Origin of the sequence: Streptomyces griseorubiginosus, assembly GCF_036345115.1 — a bacterium.
Classification (GTDB): domain Bacteria; phylum Actinomycetota; class Actinomycetes; order Streptomycetales; family Streptomycetaceae; genus Streptomyces; species Streptomyces griseorubiginosus_C.
The window spans coordinates 535,103-548,538 of the sequence record NZ_CP107766.1; the positions used below are offsets into that span (position 1 = coordinate 535,103).

Consider the following 13,436-nt stretch of genomic DNA (forward strand, 5'->3'; position numbering starts at 1 on the left):
ACATGGCTGCCGTGACCACGACCACTCGGATACGGCCCGAGGGGCGCCGCTTCTCCCCGGGCAGGGTCCTCGCCTGGACGGTGATGACCGCGATCGTGCTCGTCACCCTGCTGCCGTTCTACTGGATCCTGCGCACCGCGCTGTCCACCAACGCCGGCCTCGCCGCCCACCCCGGCGACCCGTTGCCCGTCGACCTCACCACGGGCGGTTTCGAGCGGGCGCTCGGCCTCCAGTCCACCAAGGAGGCGATCGCGCAGGGCGGTGCGGGCGGCGGGCTGAAGTTCTGGCGCTATCTGCTCAACTCGGTGGTGGTCTCGACCCTGATCACCGTCTGCCAGATCTTCTTCTCCGCGATGGCCGCCTACGCCTTCGCCCGGCTGCGCTGGCGGGGCCGGGACAAGGTGTTCGGCCTGTTCCTCGCCGGGCTGATGGTGCCGGCCATCTTCACCCTGCTGCCGAACTTCGTGCTCATCAAGCAACTCGGCCTGGTCGACAACCTGTTGGGCATCGCCCTGCCGACGATGTTCATGACGCCGTTCGCGGTGTTCTTCCTGCGGCAGTTCTTCATGAACGTCCCGAGCGAGGTCGAGGAGGCCGCACTGCTGGACGGCGCCGGGAAGGTGCGGATCTTTTTCCGGGTGCTGCTGCCGATGGCGTCCACACCGATCATGACGCTCGCCGTCCTGACCTACATCACGGCCTGGAACGACTACTTCTGGCCGCTGATGGTCTCCTACAGCGACAGTTCCCGGGTCCTGACCGTGGCCCTCGCGATCTTCCGGGCGCAGACCCCGCAGACCGGCACCGACTGGTCGGGCCTGATGGCGGCCACGCTCATCGCCGCCCTCCCGATGCTCGCGCTGTTCGGGTTCTTCGCGCGCCGCATCGTCGGCTCCATCAGCTTCACCGGGATCAAGTGAGGGATTCGTGATGCGACTTCGTACGCTGACCGCACTGGCCGGTGCGCTGGCCCTGAGTCTGACGGGGTGCGCCGGGAGCGGCTCCGCCGGGTCCTCGTCGGGCACGGTGACGTACTGGCTGTGGGACTCCAACCAGCTGCCCGCCTACCAGGCGTGCGCGAAGGACTTCGCGCGGGAGAACCCCGGACTGCGCGTGAAGATCACCCAGTTGGGCTGGGACGACTACTGGACCAAGCTCACCGCGAGCTTCATCGCGGGCACCGAGCCCGACGTCTTCACCGACCACATCCAGAAGTTCGGCCAGTTCGCCGACCTGAAGGTGCTGGAGCCGCTGGACGGCCTCGGCATCGACCCGGCGGCCTACCAGAAGGGCCTCGCCGACAACTGGATCGGACAGGACGGCCACCGCTACGGCGCCCCCAAGGACTGGGACACGGTCGCCCTCTTCTACAACCAGAAGGCGGCGACCGACGCGGGCCTGACCGCCGCACAGCTCAACGACCTGTCCTGGAACCCGCGGGACGGCGGCACCTTCGAGAAGGCCATCGCCCGCCTCACCGTCGACAGGAACGGCAAGCGGGGCGACGAACCCGGCTTCGACAAGAACCACGTCAAGGTCTACGGCCTCGCCAGCAACGGCGGCGGGGACGGCGACGGCCAGACCCAGTGGAGCAGCTTCGCCGCCTCCGCGGGCTGGACCTACACCGACAAGAAGCGGTGGGGCACGAAGTACCAGTACGACAGCAAGACCTTCAAGTCGGTGATCGACTGGTGGTTCGGGCTGGCGAAAAAGGGCTACATGGCGCCCCTGACCTCCTACAACTCCCAGTCCAGCCCCGGCAACGCCCAGGTCGCGGCGGGCAAGGCGGCGGCGACCTTCGACGGGGCCTGGATGATCTCGACGTACGCCGGCTTCAAGGGCGTGAAGATGGCCACCGCGGTCACCCCCGAGGGACCCACCGGCAAGCGGGCCACGATGATGAACGGCCTCGCCGACTCCGTCACCAAGAACGCCCGCAACAAGGCGGGGGCGCTGAAATGGGTGAAGTACCTGTCGTCCGACGAGTGCCAGCGGACGGTGGGGAGGTACGGCATCGTCTTCCCGGCCACGCCCGACGGCACGGCGGCCGCGGTCGCCGCGTACAAGAAGAAGGGCATCGACGTCACGGCGTTCACCAAGCCGGTCGCCGACAAGAAGGACTTCGCGACCTTCTCCTATCCGATCACCAACTACGCGGCGGACGTGTACGCGCTGATGCACCCGGAGATGCAGGACATCTACGGCAACGGCAAGTCCGTCAACAGCCTCGACCAGACGACCGACCAGATCAACCTGATTCTCGACCAGTGAGTCGACCTTCGAAGGGCAAGTCCTCCATGACGTTCTCTCTCGGCATCGTCGGCGCCGGCCAGTTCTCCGGCCAGTTCGCCACGCTGTTCCAGGCCCACCCCGGCGTCGGCGACGTGTACGTCACCGATCTGCTGCCCGAGCGGGCCGAGCAGCTCGCCGCCGCGCAGGGACTCACCGGCACCTTCCCGTCGTACGAAGCGATGCTGGAGTCGAAGGACGTCGACGCCGTCGCGATCTTCACCCAGCGCTGGACGCACGGGCCGTTGGTCCTCCAGGGGCTGAACGCCGGCAAGCACGTGTACTCCGCGGTCCCCATGGCGATCACCACGGAGGAGATAGCGGCGATCATCGACGCGGTCCGGGCGACCGGGCTGACGTACATGATGGGCGAGACCAGCCAGTACAACCCGGCGACCGTGCACGCCCGCAACCAGATCGCCGAGGGCGCCTTCGGGCGGCTCTTCTACGCCGAGGGCGACTACGTCCACGACATGGATCTCGGGTTCTACGAGGCGTACCAGTACAGCGGCGGCGAGACCTGGAAGGAGACCGCCAGCTATCCCCCGCTCCTGTACCCGACGCACTCGGTGGGCGGGGTGCTCGGCGCGTGGCAGACGCACGCGGTGAGCGTGTCGGCGATCGGCGTGGTCGACGACCGCGGCGACGGTGTGTTCGACAAGGAGGTCAGCCAGTTCGGCAACGACTTCTCCAACGCGACCGCGCTGTTCGAGGTGGCGGGCGGCGGGTCGTTCCGTACGAACGAGTTCCGGCGGGTCGGCTACCCGTCCCACATCCGGGAGTCGCGCTTCCGGTTCTTCGGGACCGAGGCGAGCATGGAGCAGCTGGCCACGGTAGCGCTGTGGCAGGACAAGAAGGGGGTGAAGGACATCAGCGAGCTCCTCGAGCCGAAGCCCACCATGTCTCCTGACGATCCGTCACTCCAGCACATCGCACCGGAACTGCGGGCCGCGTTCACCTCGGGCTCGGCGCCGGTGCACGACCGGGCGCGGCTGCCGCGGTCCTTCGACAACCTGCACAACGGGCACGAGGGCAGCCACCACTTCCTGGTGGACGACTTCGTGACCGCCGTGAACACCCGCTCGCTGCCCTCGGTCAACGCCTGGGTGGCGGCCCGCTACACCCTGCCGGGCATCATCGCCCACGACTCGGCACGGCAGGGTGGGGCTCGGCTGGAGATCCCGGACTTCGGGGACGCGCCTCAGTGACCCGGCTCTGGGGCCGGGCATCTGTTGCTCAGGTGCCCGGCTTGCGGCCGTACACGAAGACGTCGTCGCCCTTCTTCAGCAGGGACCAGTACTTCTTGGCGTCCTTGGGGGTCATGTTGGTGCAGCCGTGGGAGCCGGGCGGGTTCCACATGCTGAGGTTCACCGAGTGGAAGGCCTGGCCGCCGTCGAAGAACTGGCTGTAGGGCATCGGCACGTTGTAGATCGACGAGACGTGGTTCTTGTCGCGCCAGTAGATCTTCTTCAGGCCGGTGCGGGTCTCGTAGCCGTCGCGGCCGGTGCGGACCGGGACGGGGCCGTAGACGAGTCGGTCGCCGTCCTGGATCCAGCTCAGCTGGAGGGTGAGGTTCACGCAGGCGATGCGGCCCTTGTTGGTCGGGCACTTGCCGTCCCGGTTGGGGTTGTTGCCGACGGCCTTCTGCTTGGTCATCAGGTCCATCACGCCCCAGGTGACGGATCCGGCGTAGCCGATGTTCGGGGTGATGCCGTGCTTGGTCTGGAAGGCCTTGATCGCCTTGCAGTCGGCGGTGGACTGCTTGCCGTCGACCGGGCGGCCGAGGAACTTCTCCACCTTCTTCTGGTACGGGCCCGCCTGCGTGGTGCAGCTCCCCGCCGCCTGCGCGGGCGAGACGCCCAGCGCGATGGTCAGCGGTGCGACGAGTCCGGTGATGCCCAGCGCGACGGCGCCCCGTCTGCGTATGTCCCCCATGGCCTGTCCCCTGTCCCCTCAGTACGGAATTGATCAGTACGAATCTGCTCAGCACGAATGTGCGATCTCTGCCACCTAGACGTGGCCGCGCACGTGTTCGTTGTACTGCCGGGCGGGCTGCGACGAAACGGTGACATAAATCGGTCCAGTTTGTTCGAGGTGGACCGGGCTCCCGGCGACCTCCCCCACCTACGCTGCCCCGCATGCACCCCGCACTCACCAGCGATCTGGCCCGGCTTCCCGACCTTCTCCAAGCTGCCCGTGATCTCGCCGCCCAGGAGCTTTCCGGGCTCGACGAGCGGCCTGCCGTACGGCTCGACCAGGCGCCCGGTCCCGAGGCCGTGCCGGGTGCGGGGGCCGGGGCCGGGGGTGCGCTGGCGCGGTTCGCCGAGCGGTGGGCGCCCGGGTTCTCCGGATCGGCCGGTCCCCGTTATCTCGGCTTCGTCACCGGGGGTGCGACGCCCGCCTCGGTGGCCGGGGACTGGCTGACCAGTGCCTACGACCAGAACGCGTCCGGGGCGGTCGGTTCCTGGGCGGCCGCGCTGGAGCGGGAGACGGTGGGCTGGCTCCGGGAGCTGTTCGGGCTGGGCGACGCGCACAGCGGGGCCTTCGTGACCGGGGCGACCGTGTCGAACACGGTGGGTCTCGCCATCGCCCGCGAGTGGCTGGGCGAGCGGCTCGGGGTGTCCGTGTCCCGGCAGGGGGCGGCCGCGCTCGGTCCGGTGGAGGTGCTGTCCGGCAGCCCGCACTCCAGCATCACCAAGGCGCTGTCGGTGCTGGGCATCGGCCGGGACCGGCTGCGGCGGGTGCCGGTGCTCCCCGGGAACCGGGAGGCCGTCGACGTCGACGCGCTGGACGCGGCGCTGGCCGGGCTCGGTGGGCGTCCGGCGATCGTGGTGGCGAACGCCGGCACGGTGAACACGGTCGACTTCGACGATCTCCGGGCCATCGCCGCCCTCAAGGAGCGCCACGACTTCTGGCTGCACGTCGACGCCGCGTTCGGCGCCTTCGCCGCCCTGTCCCCCGCCCACGCCCCTCTCGTCGCCGGACTCGACGCCGCGGACTCGGTCTGCGTCGACCTCCACAAGTGGCTGAACGTCCCCTACGACGCGGCCGTCCAGTTCACCCGCCGCCAGGACCTCCAGATCGCCGTCTTCCACAACGCCTCGCCCTACCTGGGCCTGCCCACCGGCGACCCCGACTTCCTCCACCTCACCCCGGAGAACTCCCGCCGCCTGCGCGCCCTCCCCGCCTGGTTCTCCCTCGTCGCGTACGGCCATGAGGGCCACGGCGAGATCGTGGAACGCAATGTCGCCCTGGCCCGTGAGCTGGGCGCCCGCATCGAGTCCTCGGAGGGCCTGCGTCTCCTGGCCCCGGTCCGCCTCAACGTCGTCTGCTTCACCCTGGACCGGGACCCGACCCAGGAACGGGTCGACGCCCTGTCCCGCGCGGTCGCGGAGTCCGGCGAAACCTTCCTCACACCGACCGTCCACGAAGGCGTCCCCGCCCTGCGAGCAGCCTTCAGCAACTGGCGCACGACCCGGGCGGACGTGGAGAGGGTGGCCGACGCTCTCGCTGCGGCGCGGGAGGCCCGGCGGTTCCCGGTCTGAGGGTGTCCTGCGATGGCCGGCTCGTCGTAGCGGGCGCGGTCAGCCATGCGCCGATGCGGGTGATCGCGTCTTCCACGGTGGTGCGTGGGGCGCCGGAGGCTTCGAGGGAGGTACGGGCCACGGCGGCGAGTTGGTGGTCGGTGAGGGCGAGTGCCGTGCGGGCTGTTTCGTACTCCTGGAGCAGGCCCGGACCGAACAGGAGAGGGTCGTCGGCGTTGAGGGTGCACCGGACGCCTGCTCGCAGCAGCAGCGGGAGGGGGTGTTCGGACAGGGACGCGACCACTCCGAGGGCGACGTTGGAGGTGGGGCAGACGTCGAGGACTGTGCCTTCCGCGGCCAGGCGGGCGAGGAGAGCGGGGTCTTCGACGGCCCGCACGCCGTGGGCGATCCGTCGGGCGCCCAGTACGTCGAGTGCGGCGCGTACGCCGGCCGGGCCGGCGAATTCTCCGGCGTGCGGGGCCGCGATGAGTCCGGCGGCGCGGGCGATGGCGAACGCCTCGGCGAACGGCTCAGGACCGTGGCGGGCCTCGTCCCCGGCCAGACCGAAGCCGACCACTCCCCTTCCTGGCCGGTCGGCTGCGAGGCGGGCGGCCTTCAACGCCTCCGACGGGTCCGCGTGGCGCCGGGCGAAGACCAGGATGCCGAAACCGACCCCCAGCCGGGCTCCCGTGCGGCGCCCCTCGTCCACCACCTCGTCCAGCAGGTCGAGCGCGGCGTCCGGATCGTCCTCGTAGGTCAGCGGGTTCAGGTGCGGTTCCACCCACACCGCCCCGTCCGCGGCAGCGTCCTCGACCACTTCGCGTACCAACCGCAGAAGGTTCCCGCGCGGGCCCTCGCGCACCAGTCGGGCAGCGGCCCCGTAGAGGGTGCCGAAGTCCGCGAACGAGCCGAAGCTGCGGGAATCCGGCGGGTGTTCGCCACGTTCGGCCGCCAGCTCCGCGAGCGTGGCGGGACGCATCGCACCTTCGAGATGCAGATGGAGATGGGCCTTCGGCAGCCGGTGCAGGCTTCGCACGTTCAGGCGCCCCGATCCGGATGGACCGTCGTGTGGAAGCCGGTGTTGACCGCGGTCAGGCCGCCGTCGACGATCAGGGTGGTGCCGGTGATCCAGGCCGCGTCGCGGGAGGCGAGGAAGGCGACGGCGGCGGCGATGTCCTCGGGCGCGCCGACCCGGCCGAGGGGGTACAGGCGTCGCATCTCGGCGAGTTGGTCCTCCCGTCCCTCCCAGGCGGAGGTGTGGACCGTGCCCGGGGCGACCAGGTTGACGCGGACCCCGCGGGCCGCCGCGTGCCCGGCGAGGGTGCGGGTCAGGGAGCCGAGACCGGCCTTCGCGGCGCTGTAGGCGTGGTTGCCGAAGTCCTGGAGGCCGTTGACGGAACCGATGTTCACGATGGCGCCGCGCCCGGAGGCGACCAGGTGCGGGAGTGCGGCGCGCGAGCAGCGGTAGGGGCCGCCGAGGGTGATGTCGAGGTCCCGGGCCCACTCGTCGTCCGAGTCGTCCTCGAAGAGCGGGGTCTCCGGGGTGCAGCGGGCGGCGCAGTTGACGAGGACGTCGAGCGAGCCGAACGCGTCGACGGCGTGGGCGACGGCCGCCTCGATCGCAGCGCGGTCGGCGATGTCGCACGCCAAGGCCTGTGCGTCCAGGCCCTGTTCACGCAGCCGGGCGGCCGTATCCGCCACGACTGTCCCGTCCCGGTCGGTCAGCAGGACCCGCGCGCCCTCCTCGGCCAGCCGGCGGGCCGAGGCCGCGCCGATGCCGCGGGCGGCGCCGGTGACGAGAACTCCGTGTCCTTCGAAGCGCTGTGTGTGGGTCATGGGGCGAAGGTAGCCCCTCGGTGATCAACAGGGCAGATACCGTTCGCCCATGTCAGCGTTCTTGCAGCAACTCCCCGCGCTCATAGGCGTCGTCATCGGCGCTCTCGGTTCCTATGCGGCGGTCGTGCGCAGCGACCGCGCCCGCTTCCAGCGGGAGCAGGCGGCCCGTTGGGAGGAGCGGCGGCTGGCCGTGTACTCGGACTATGCGCGCACCCTGAAGAAGACGATCACGCTGGCGTGCCGGGTGGCGTCCCACTTCGGAAACGATCCCCATCCGCATCCGCTCTCCCCGGAGGAGGCCGCCCCGCTTCTGGCGGAGTCCACCCTCGCGCGGGATCCGGACGGGGAGGCGCTGTTGCTGCTGGGGAGTCCCGCGGTGGTGGAGAAGGCACGGGTGTGGGTCACGGTGGTGCTGGAGATGGAGGGGTTCCTGCGCGCCGGGACCCGCGACCCGGAGGCGTGGCGGGCGCTGCTGGAGCGGCACCGCAACGGCCGCGACGGCTACTACGCCGCCGTACGCGACGATCTGGCGCTGCCACCGGGCCTCGCGGTGCGGTGGCAGCTGCCGCCGGTGCAGCCCTCCTGATCTAGCGGTATCCCGTCACGTCCGCCGGCTTCCCCGCGTCCTGTACCTCGACCAGGTACCGCCACGCATCGGGGCGACTGCCGTCGAGGTCGGTGAAGTCGTAGGTCCGGGCGAGCGTGCCGCTGTCGAGGGAGCGGCCGTTCCAGCGGGACACGTCGGGGTCGGCGGCCAGCGCGGCCACGGCGCGGCCCACGTAGCGCGGGGTCTCCGAGATGGCGAAGTGGGGCACCTGGCCGAGGGCGTCGCGCCAGTTCTCCTCCCGTACCCCGAAGATGTCGAGCATCATCTCCGAGCGCAGCCAGCCCGGGGTGAGCGCGACGGCGGTGGCGCCGCGCGGGCCGAGTTCATGGCCGAGGGCGAAGGCCATGCGCAGGACGGACGTCTTGGCGAGGTCGTAGAAGAAGGAGACGCGGTAGTTCTCGCGGTTGTAGGTGTCGGTCCCGTCGGTCATCTCCACGACCAGGCCGCCGGGCCGGCGCAGCAGCAGGGGCAGGGCGTGGTGGCTGGTGATCGCGTGGGTCTCGACCGCGAGCCTCAGGAGCCTGAGGCCGTTGTCGAGGTCGTGCTCCCACAGCGGGCTCTCCCATGCGAAGAGCTTCTCGCCGCCCCAGATGTCGTTGACGAGGATGTCGAGACGGTCCTGCTCCTCGGCGATGCGGTCGACGAGGGCGCGGACCTGTGCCGGGTCCAGGTGGTCGGTGGGGACCGCGATGCCCCGGCCGCCGACCGCTGTGACGAGGTCCGCGGTGTCCTCGATGGTCTCGGGACGGTCGTACTCGGAGCGGTGGTTCCTGGTGCTGCGTCCGGTGACGTAGACGGTGGCGCCCGCCGCTCCCAGTTCCACGGCGATCCCGCGCCCGGCTCCCCGGGTCGCTCCGGCGACCAGTGCGACCTTGTCCCGCAGCGGCTGTGACATGTCCGACCTCCCGTTGTGCCCGATGACTTTTCGAGCATGGCCGGGAAGCCGGACAACCTCTGTCGTGATTTACGGGAGGGTCACCCGGTCGCGCGGAGTTTCTCGTCCAGTGTGTCCAGATCCGGCAGGAACCAGATGTGGCCGCCCTGGTTCGTCTCGTGGACGAAGTCGCGCAGGGCGGTGCTGTCGTCTGTGTGGCGGGTGACATCACCGACGACGGCGAGCCGGATCTGGTAGTTCACGAACTTCTGCATCACCGCGCCCGCGACGCCCGACCGCAGCCGGAAGAAGTCCTCGGCGACCCGTGCCACGGGTACGGCGACCACCAGGGCGTCGCGGCCCATCGCGTCGCCGATCAGGTCGAGGGCGGCCCGCTCGCCGTCCAGCTGCGGCCCGTCGGGGGCGCAGTGCAGGACGTTCACTCCGCTCAGGGGAACGACGTCGTCAGTGGCCACGCGCGATCCACTCCTGCAGGTGCGGAGCCTCGGCGCCGATCGTGGTCGGGTCTCCGTGGCCGGTGAGGACCTTCGTCTCGGGCGGCAGGGCCAGCAGCCGGTCGCGGATCGAGTCGATGATCGTGGGGAAGTGGGAGAAGGAGCGGCCGGTGGCGCCCGGGCCGCCCTGGAAGAGGGTGTCGCCGGTGAAGACGGTGCCGAGGCCGGGGTCGTAGAGGCAGACCGCGCCGGGCGCGTGGCCGGGGGTGTGCAGCACCTGGAGGTCGGCACCGGCGGCCTCGATGACCTGTCCGTCGCGCAGGTGGGCGTCGGGGTCGCGGTCGGGGTGGGTCTGCTTCCACAGCGGCAGGTCGTCGGGGTGCAGCCAGATCGTGGCGCCGGTGCGCTCGGCGAGGGCGGGCGCGGCGTCGATGTGGTCGTTGTGGGCGTGGGTGCAGACGATCGCGGTCAGCCTGCGGTCCCCCACCGCCTCGAGGATGGCGTCGGCGTCGTGGGGGGCGTCGATGACGATCACCTCGTGGTCGTCGCCGACGATCCAGACGTTGTTGTCGACGTCCCAGGTGCCGCCGTCGAGGCTGAACTGCCCGGAGGTGACGAGGCGTTCGATGCGGGCGGCCATCAGAGCACCACCACCGAACGCAGGACGTCGCCGTGGTGCATGCGCTCGAACGCCTTCTCCACCTCGTCGAGTTGGATGGTCTCCGTCACGAACGCCTCCAGGTCCAGGCGGCCTTGCAGGTGCAGGTCGATCAGCATGGGGAAGTCGCGGGAGGGCAGGCAGTCGCCGTACCAGGAGGACTTGAGCGAGCCGCCGCGGCCGAAGACGTCCAGGAGCGGCAGTTCCAGCTTCATCTCGGGGGTGGGCACACCGACGAGGACGACGGTGCCGGCGAGGTCGCGGGCGTAGAAGGCCTGCTGGTACGTCTCCGGGCGGCCGACCGCCTCGATGACGACGTCGGCGCCGAAGCCGCCGGTCAGTTCGCGGATCGCCTCGACGGGGTCGTTCTCGCGGGAGTTGACGGTGTGGGTGGCGCCCATGGTGCGGGCCTTCTCCAGCTTCCGGTCGTCGATGTCCACGGCGATGATCCGCGCCGCGCCCGCGAGGTTCGACCCGGCGATCGCCGCGTCGCCGACACCACCGCAGCCGATGACGGCGACGGTGTCGCCCCGCCCGACGTTGCCCGTGTTGATCGCGGCGCCGATGCCCGCCATGACCCCGCAGCCCAGCAGCCCCGCGACCGCGGCGGAGACCGACGGGTCGACCTTGGTGCACTGTCCGGCGGCCACCAGGGTCTTCTCGGCGAAGGCGCCGATGCCCAGGGCGGGCGACAGCTCGGTGCCGTCGGTGAGGCTCATCTTCTGCTTCGCGTTGTGGGTGTTGAAGCAGTACCAGGGCCGTCCGCGCAGACAGGCGCGGCAATTGCCGCACACGGCACGCCAGTTGAGGATCACGAAGTCGCCGGGCGCGACGTCGGTCACCCCCTCGCCGACCGACTCGACGACACCGGCCGCCTCATGGCCGAGCAGGAAGGGGAACTCGTCGTTGATCCCGCCCTGCTTGTAGTGCAGGTCGGTGTGACAGACCCCGCAGGCCTGCACCTGTACGACGGCCTCCCCGGGTCCCGGGTCCGGCACCACGATCGTCTCCACCCGCACCGGCTCGTCCTTGCCGGGTGCGATCACTCCGCGTACCTCCTGCGCCATGGCCTGACCCTTTCCGTCGCCCGGTGTACGTCCCTCCGACCCTACGCGTGACTGATCAGTAAGGGCCCGTTTCCGCACTGACGAGGGCGCTCAGGGCTGGGTGAGCCTGGCGGCCACCGCGTCGAGGACCCAGTCGAGGCCGGTGGCGAAGGAGGTCTCGGCGTCCACGTGCGTGCCGTCGTACACGGCCTTGCTCAGCGCCGGGAAGCGGCCCGTGGCCAGCATCCTCGTCACATGGGGGCCCGAGGCGCGCTGCCAGTCGCTCTTGGTCAGGCCGGTGGCGCGCTCGGCCCGCAGGTTCGCGATCTCGCGCCGGATCGCGCCGGTGAAGTAGGAACTGACCGTCTCCACGGCGCGCATGACGGTGTCGACGTCGGCGAGCCCGTCGAGGGGGGACAGGGTGGCCTCGGCCACGGCGAGGCCGTTCGGGCCCAGGCTCGGGCGACCGCCGAGCAGGTCGGCCAGCCATTCATGACGGAGCGCGGCCCTCCTGGTGCGGTGGGCGAGGTCGCTCAGCGCCGCACGCCAGTCGGCGGGCTGCTCCACGGGGAGGATCTCGGCCTGGACCTCGTCCACCATGAGGTCGAACAGCTCCTCCTTGGTGGAGATGAAGCCGTACAGCCGCATCGGGCCGGCGTTCAGCCGCGCGGCGACCTTGCGCAGGGACACCGCCTCCAGCCCGCCCTCGTCGGCGAGCGCCACGGCAGCGGCGACGATCCGCTCCCGGTCGAGCGGCACGGGGCGAGTCGGCGGCTCCGGCCGGTCCCACACAGTCATGGTCACATCGTACTGTTGCGATACGGCGTAGGCTCTCAATACAGTGTATCGCCATGAGACATCGTATCGCCGTGGTCGGGAGCGGTCCCGCCGGCCTCACCTTCGCCCGTGTCCTGCACCGCCACGGCCACTCGGTCACCGTCCTCGAACGCGACCCCTCCCCCGACGCCCGGCCCCCGGGCGGCACGCTGGACCTGCACGAAGGGCTGGGCCAGCTCGCGCTGGACAAGGCGGGGCTGCTGGCGGACTTCCAGAAGCTGTCCCGCCCCGAGGGGCAGGCCATGCGCATCCTGGACACGGACGGGACCGTACTGCGCGACTGGCGGCCCGGTCCGGACGAGCTGGCCAATCCCGAGATCGACCGCAAGCAGCTCCGTGACCTGCTGCTCGGCCCGCTCGACGTCCAGTGGGGGCGGGGCGTGACGCAGGTGGTGCCGGGGACGCGGGACGGTGTGCTGGTTTCCTTCGCGGACGGCGGCCAGGAGGCGTTCGACCTCGTGGTCGGCGCGGACGGCGCCTGGTCGCGGGTCCGCCCGGCCGTCTCCCCGGTGACGCCGCACTACACCGGCGTCACCACGGTCGAGACCTCCCTCGACGACGTCGACACCCGCCACCCCGAGCTCGCCCGGCTGATCGGCGACGGTTCGACGGCGGCGTACGGCGCGAACCGGAACCTCGTCGCCCAGCGCAACAGCGGCGGCCACGTCAAGGTGTACGCCACGTTCCGCGCACCGCTGGACTGGCACACGAACCTGGACCTGGGGGATGCCGAGGCGGTGCGATCGAGCCTGCTCGCGCTGTTCGACGGCTGGGCCGCGCCGGTCCTCGACCTCCTCCGCCACGGCAGCGTCTTCGTCCACCGCCCCCTCCATGTCCTGCCGGTGTCCCACACCTGGACCCATGTCCCCGGGGTGACGCTGCTGGGCGACGCCGCCCATCTGATGCCTCCGTTGGGGGCGGGCGCCAACCTGGCGATGCTGGAGGGCGCCGAACTCGCCGAGTCCGTCGCCGTCGACCCCGACAACCTGGACGACACCGTCCGCGCCTTCGAGGAACGGATGTGGGCGCGGGCCGGCAAGTGGGCGAAGATCACCACGGCCGGTCTGGACCGCCTCGTGAGCCCGGACCCCACCGAGGCCCTCGCCCTCTTCGACGAGCTCCAGCCTTCCTGACGCCAGGCACCTTGCGCGGGCAGGCGACAGCGGGTCGCGCTCACATCGTCCGGAAGTCCCCTGCGGGGCGGCCGAGTTGTTGTTCCGCGCGGGGCGGCCGAGTTGTTGTTCCGTGCGGGGCGGCCGAGTTGCTCCTCGCCGGGGATCCCGCCCGTGGGTGGCTCGTGCCGCCGGGAA

Annotated in this window: 14 protein-coding genes; 6 read left to right on the forward strand and 8 right to left on the reverse strand. The window is 70.7% G+C overall.

From position 1 onward, the window contains the following. The first annotated feature begins 2 nt into the window (after positions 1-2). Genes OHN19_RS02510 through OHN19_RS02520 form a run of 3 tightly spaced genes read left to right on the forward strand, consistent with a single transcriptional unit; the run spans position 3 to position 3,497 of the window. Positions 3-920 carry a carbohydrate ABC transporter permease gene (locus OHN19_RS02510; protein ID WP_330262502.1) on the forward strand — a complete coding sequence of 306 codons (918 nt, stop codon included), beginning with the start codon at positions 3-5 and terminating at the stop codon, positions 918-920. A 10-nt stretch (positions 921-930) separates the two neighbouring features. Beyond that, positions 931-2,271: an extracellular solute-binding protein gene (locus tag OHN19_RS02515; RefSeq protein WP_330262503.1), complete on the forward strand. Its 1,341-nt coding sequence runs from the start codon at positions 931-933 to the stop codon at positions 2,269-2,271. Between the two features lie 26 nt (positions 2,272-2,297). Further along, positions 2,298-3,497, forward strand: a complete 1,200-nt coding sequence (locus tag OHN19_RS02520; protein ID WP_330262504.1) for a Gfo/Idh/MocA family oxidoreductase — start codon at positions 2,298-2,300, stop codon at positions 3,495-3,497. Positions 3,498-3,525: 28 nt separating this feature from the next. Here OHN19_RS02520 and OHN19_RS02525 read toward each other — a convergent pair whose 3' ends face one another. Next, positions 3,526-4,224 (reverse strand): L,D-transpeptidase family protein, encoded by a 699-nt coding sequence (locus OHN19_RS02525; protein ID WP_123765752.1) that lies wholly within the window; start codon positions 4,222-4,224, stop codon positions 3,526-3,528. 203 nt (positions 4,225-4,427) lie between these two features. Between OHN19_RS02525 and OHN19_RS02530 the strand changes: the two genes are divergently transcribed. Next, the gene (locus OHN19_RS02530) at positions 4,428-5,834 is read left to right on the forward strand and encodes a pyridoxal phosphate-dependent decarboxylase family protein (RefSeq protein ID WP_330262505.1); all 1,407 of its coding nucleotides are present in this window, start codon (positions 4,428-4,430) and stop codon (positions 5,832-5,834) included. Here OHN19_RS02530 and add read toward each other — a convergent pair. Together add and OHN19_RS02540 are read right to left on the reverse strand one after the other, a co-directional pair. Then, positions 5,746-6,849, reverse strand: coding sequence for an adenosine deaminase (add, locus tag OHN19_RS02535; protein WP_330262506.1), 1,104 nt, complete (start codon positions 6,847-6,849; stop codon positions 5,746-5,748). The genes OHN19_RS02530 and add overlap by 89 nt on opposite strands. Before the next feature lie 2 nt (positions 6,850-6,851). Beyond that, the gene (locus tag OHN19_RS02540) at positions 6,852-7,649 is read right to left on the reverse strand and encodes an SDR family NAD(P)-dependent oxidoreductase (protein ID WP_330262507.1); all 798 of its coding nucleotides are present in this window, start codon (positions 7,647-7,649) and stop codon (positions 6,852-6,854) included. A 49-nt stretch (positions 7,650-7,698) separates the two neighbouring features. On the opposite strand from OHN19_RS02540, the gene OHN19_RS02545 reads away from it, so the two are divergent. Then, positions 7,699-8,235: a hypothetical protein gene (locus OHN19_RS02545; protein WP_330262508.1), complete on the forward strand. Its 537-nt coding sequence runs from the start codon at positions 7,699-7,701 to the stop codon at positions 8,233-8,235. Between the two features lies 1 nt (position 8,236). On the opposite strand, the gene OHN19_RS02550 is transcribed toward OHN19_RS02545, so the two are convergent. From OHN19_RS02550 to OHN19_RS02570, 5 genes are all read right to left on the reverse strand, one after another. Beyond that, positions 8,237-9,151 (reverse strand): SDR family oxidoreductase, encoded by a 915-nt coding sequence (locus OHN19_RS02550; RefSeq protein WP_330262509.1) that lies wholly within the window; start codon positions 9,149-9,151, stop codon positions 8,237-8,239. A gap of 80 nt (positions 9,152-9,231) precedes the next feature. Next, entirely contained in the window at positions 9,232-9,606 is a 375-nt protein-coding gene (locus OHN19_RS02555) for a DUF4180 domain-containing protein (protein WP_330262510.1), read from the reverse strand. Continuing rightward, entirely contained in the window at positions 9,596-10,225 is a 630-nt protein-coding gene (locus tag OHN19_RS02560) for an MBL fold metallo-hydrolase (RefSeq protein WP_330262511.1), read from the reverse strand. The genes OHN19_RS02555 and OHN19_RS02560 overlap by 11 nt, the downstream gene beginning before the upstream one ends. Further along, positions 10,225-11,310 (reverse strand): S-(hydroxymethyl)mycothiol dehydrogenase, encoded by a 1,086-nt coding sequence (locus OHN19_RS02565; protein WP_330262512.1) that lies wholly within the window; start codon positions 11,308-11,310, stop codon positions 10,225-10,227. The genes OHN19_RS02560 and OHN19_RS02565 overlap by 1 nt, the downstream gene beginning before the upstream one ends. A gap of 90 nt (positions 11,311-11,400) precedes the next feature. Beyond that, entirely contained in the window at positions 11,401-12,087 is a 687-nt protein-coding gene (locus OHN19_RS02570) for a TetR/AcrR family transcriptional regulator (protein WP_330262513.1), read from the reverse strand. A 53-nt stretch (positions 12,088-12,140) separates the two neighbouring features. On the opposite strand from OHN19_RS02570, the gene OHN19_RS02575 reads away from it, so the two are divergent. After that, positions 12,141-13,259 (forward strand): NAD(P)/FAD-dependent oxidoreductase, encoded by a 1,119-nt coding sequence (locus OHN19_RS02575; protein ID WP_330262514.1) that lies wholly within the window; start codon positions 12,141-12,143, stop codon positions 13,257-13,259. The last annotated feature ends 177 nt before the right edge of the window (positions 13,260-13,436 follow it).

Bases quoted from the DNA above. Each gene is read 5' to 3' on its own strand.
- OHN19_RS02510 (WP_330262502.1), top strand. From the start codon at position 3: ATGGCTGCCGTGACCACGACCACTCGGATACGGCCCGAGGGGCGCCGC.
- OHN19_RS02515 (WP_330262503.1), top strand. From the start codon at position 931: ATGCGACTTCGTACGCTGACCGCACTGGCCGGTGCGCTGGCCCTGAGT.
- OHN19_RS02520 (WP_330262504.1), top strand. From the start codon at position 2,298: ATGACGTTCTCTCTCGGCATCGTCGGCGCCGGCCAGTTCTCCGGCCAG.
- OHN19_RS02525 (WP_123765752.1), bottom strand. From the start codon at position 4,224: ATGGGGGACATACGCAGACGGGGCGCCGTCGCGCTGGGCATCACCGGA.
- OHN19_RS02530 (WP_330262505.1), top strand. From the start codon at position 4,428: ATGCACCCCGCACTCACCAGCGATCTGGCCCGGCTTCCCGACCTTCTC.
- OHN19_RS02540 (WP_330262507.1), bottom strand. From the start codon at position 7,649: ATGACCCACACACAGCGCTTCGAAGGACACGGAGTTCTCGTCACCGGC.
- OHN19_RS02545 (WP_330262508.1), top strand. From the start codon at position 7,699: ATGTCAGCGTTCTTGCAGCAACTCCCCGCGCTCATAGGCGTCGTCATC.
- OHN19_RS02550 (WP_330262509.1), bottom strand. From the start codon at position 9,151: ATGTCACAGCCGCTGCGGGACAAGGTCGCACTGGTCGCCGGAGCGACC.
- OHN19_RS02560 (WP_330262511.1), bottom strand. From the start codon at position 10,225: ATGGCCGCCCGCATCGAACGCCTCGTCACCTCCGGGCAGTTCAGCCTC.
- OHN19_RS02565 (WP_330262512.1), bottom strand. From the start codon at position 11,310: ATGGCGCAGGAGGTACGCGGAGTGATCGCACCCGGCAAGGACGAGCCG.
- OHN19_RS02570 (WP_330262513.1), bottom strand. From the start codon at position 12,087: ATGACTGTGTGGGACCGGCCGGAGCCGCCGACTCGCCCCGTGCCGCTC.
- OHN19_RS02575 (WP_330262514.1), top strand. From the start codon at position 12,141: ATGAGACATCGTATCGCCGTGGTCGGGAGCGGTCCCGCCGGCCTCACC.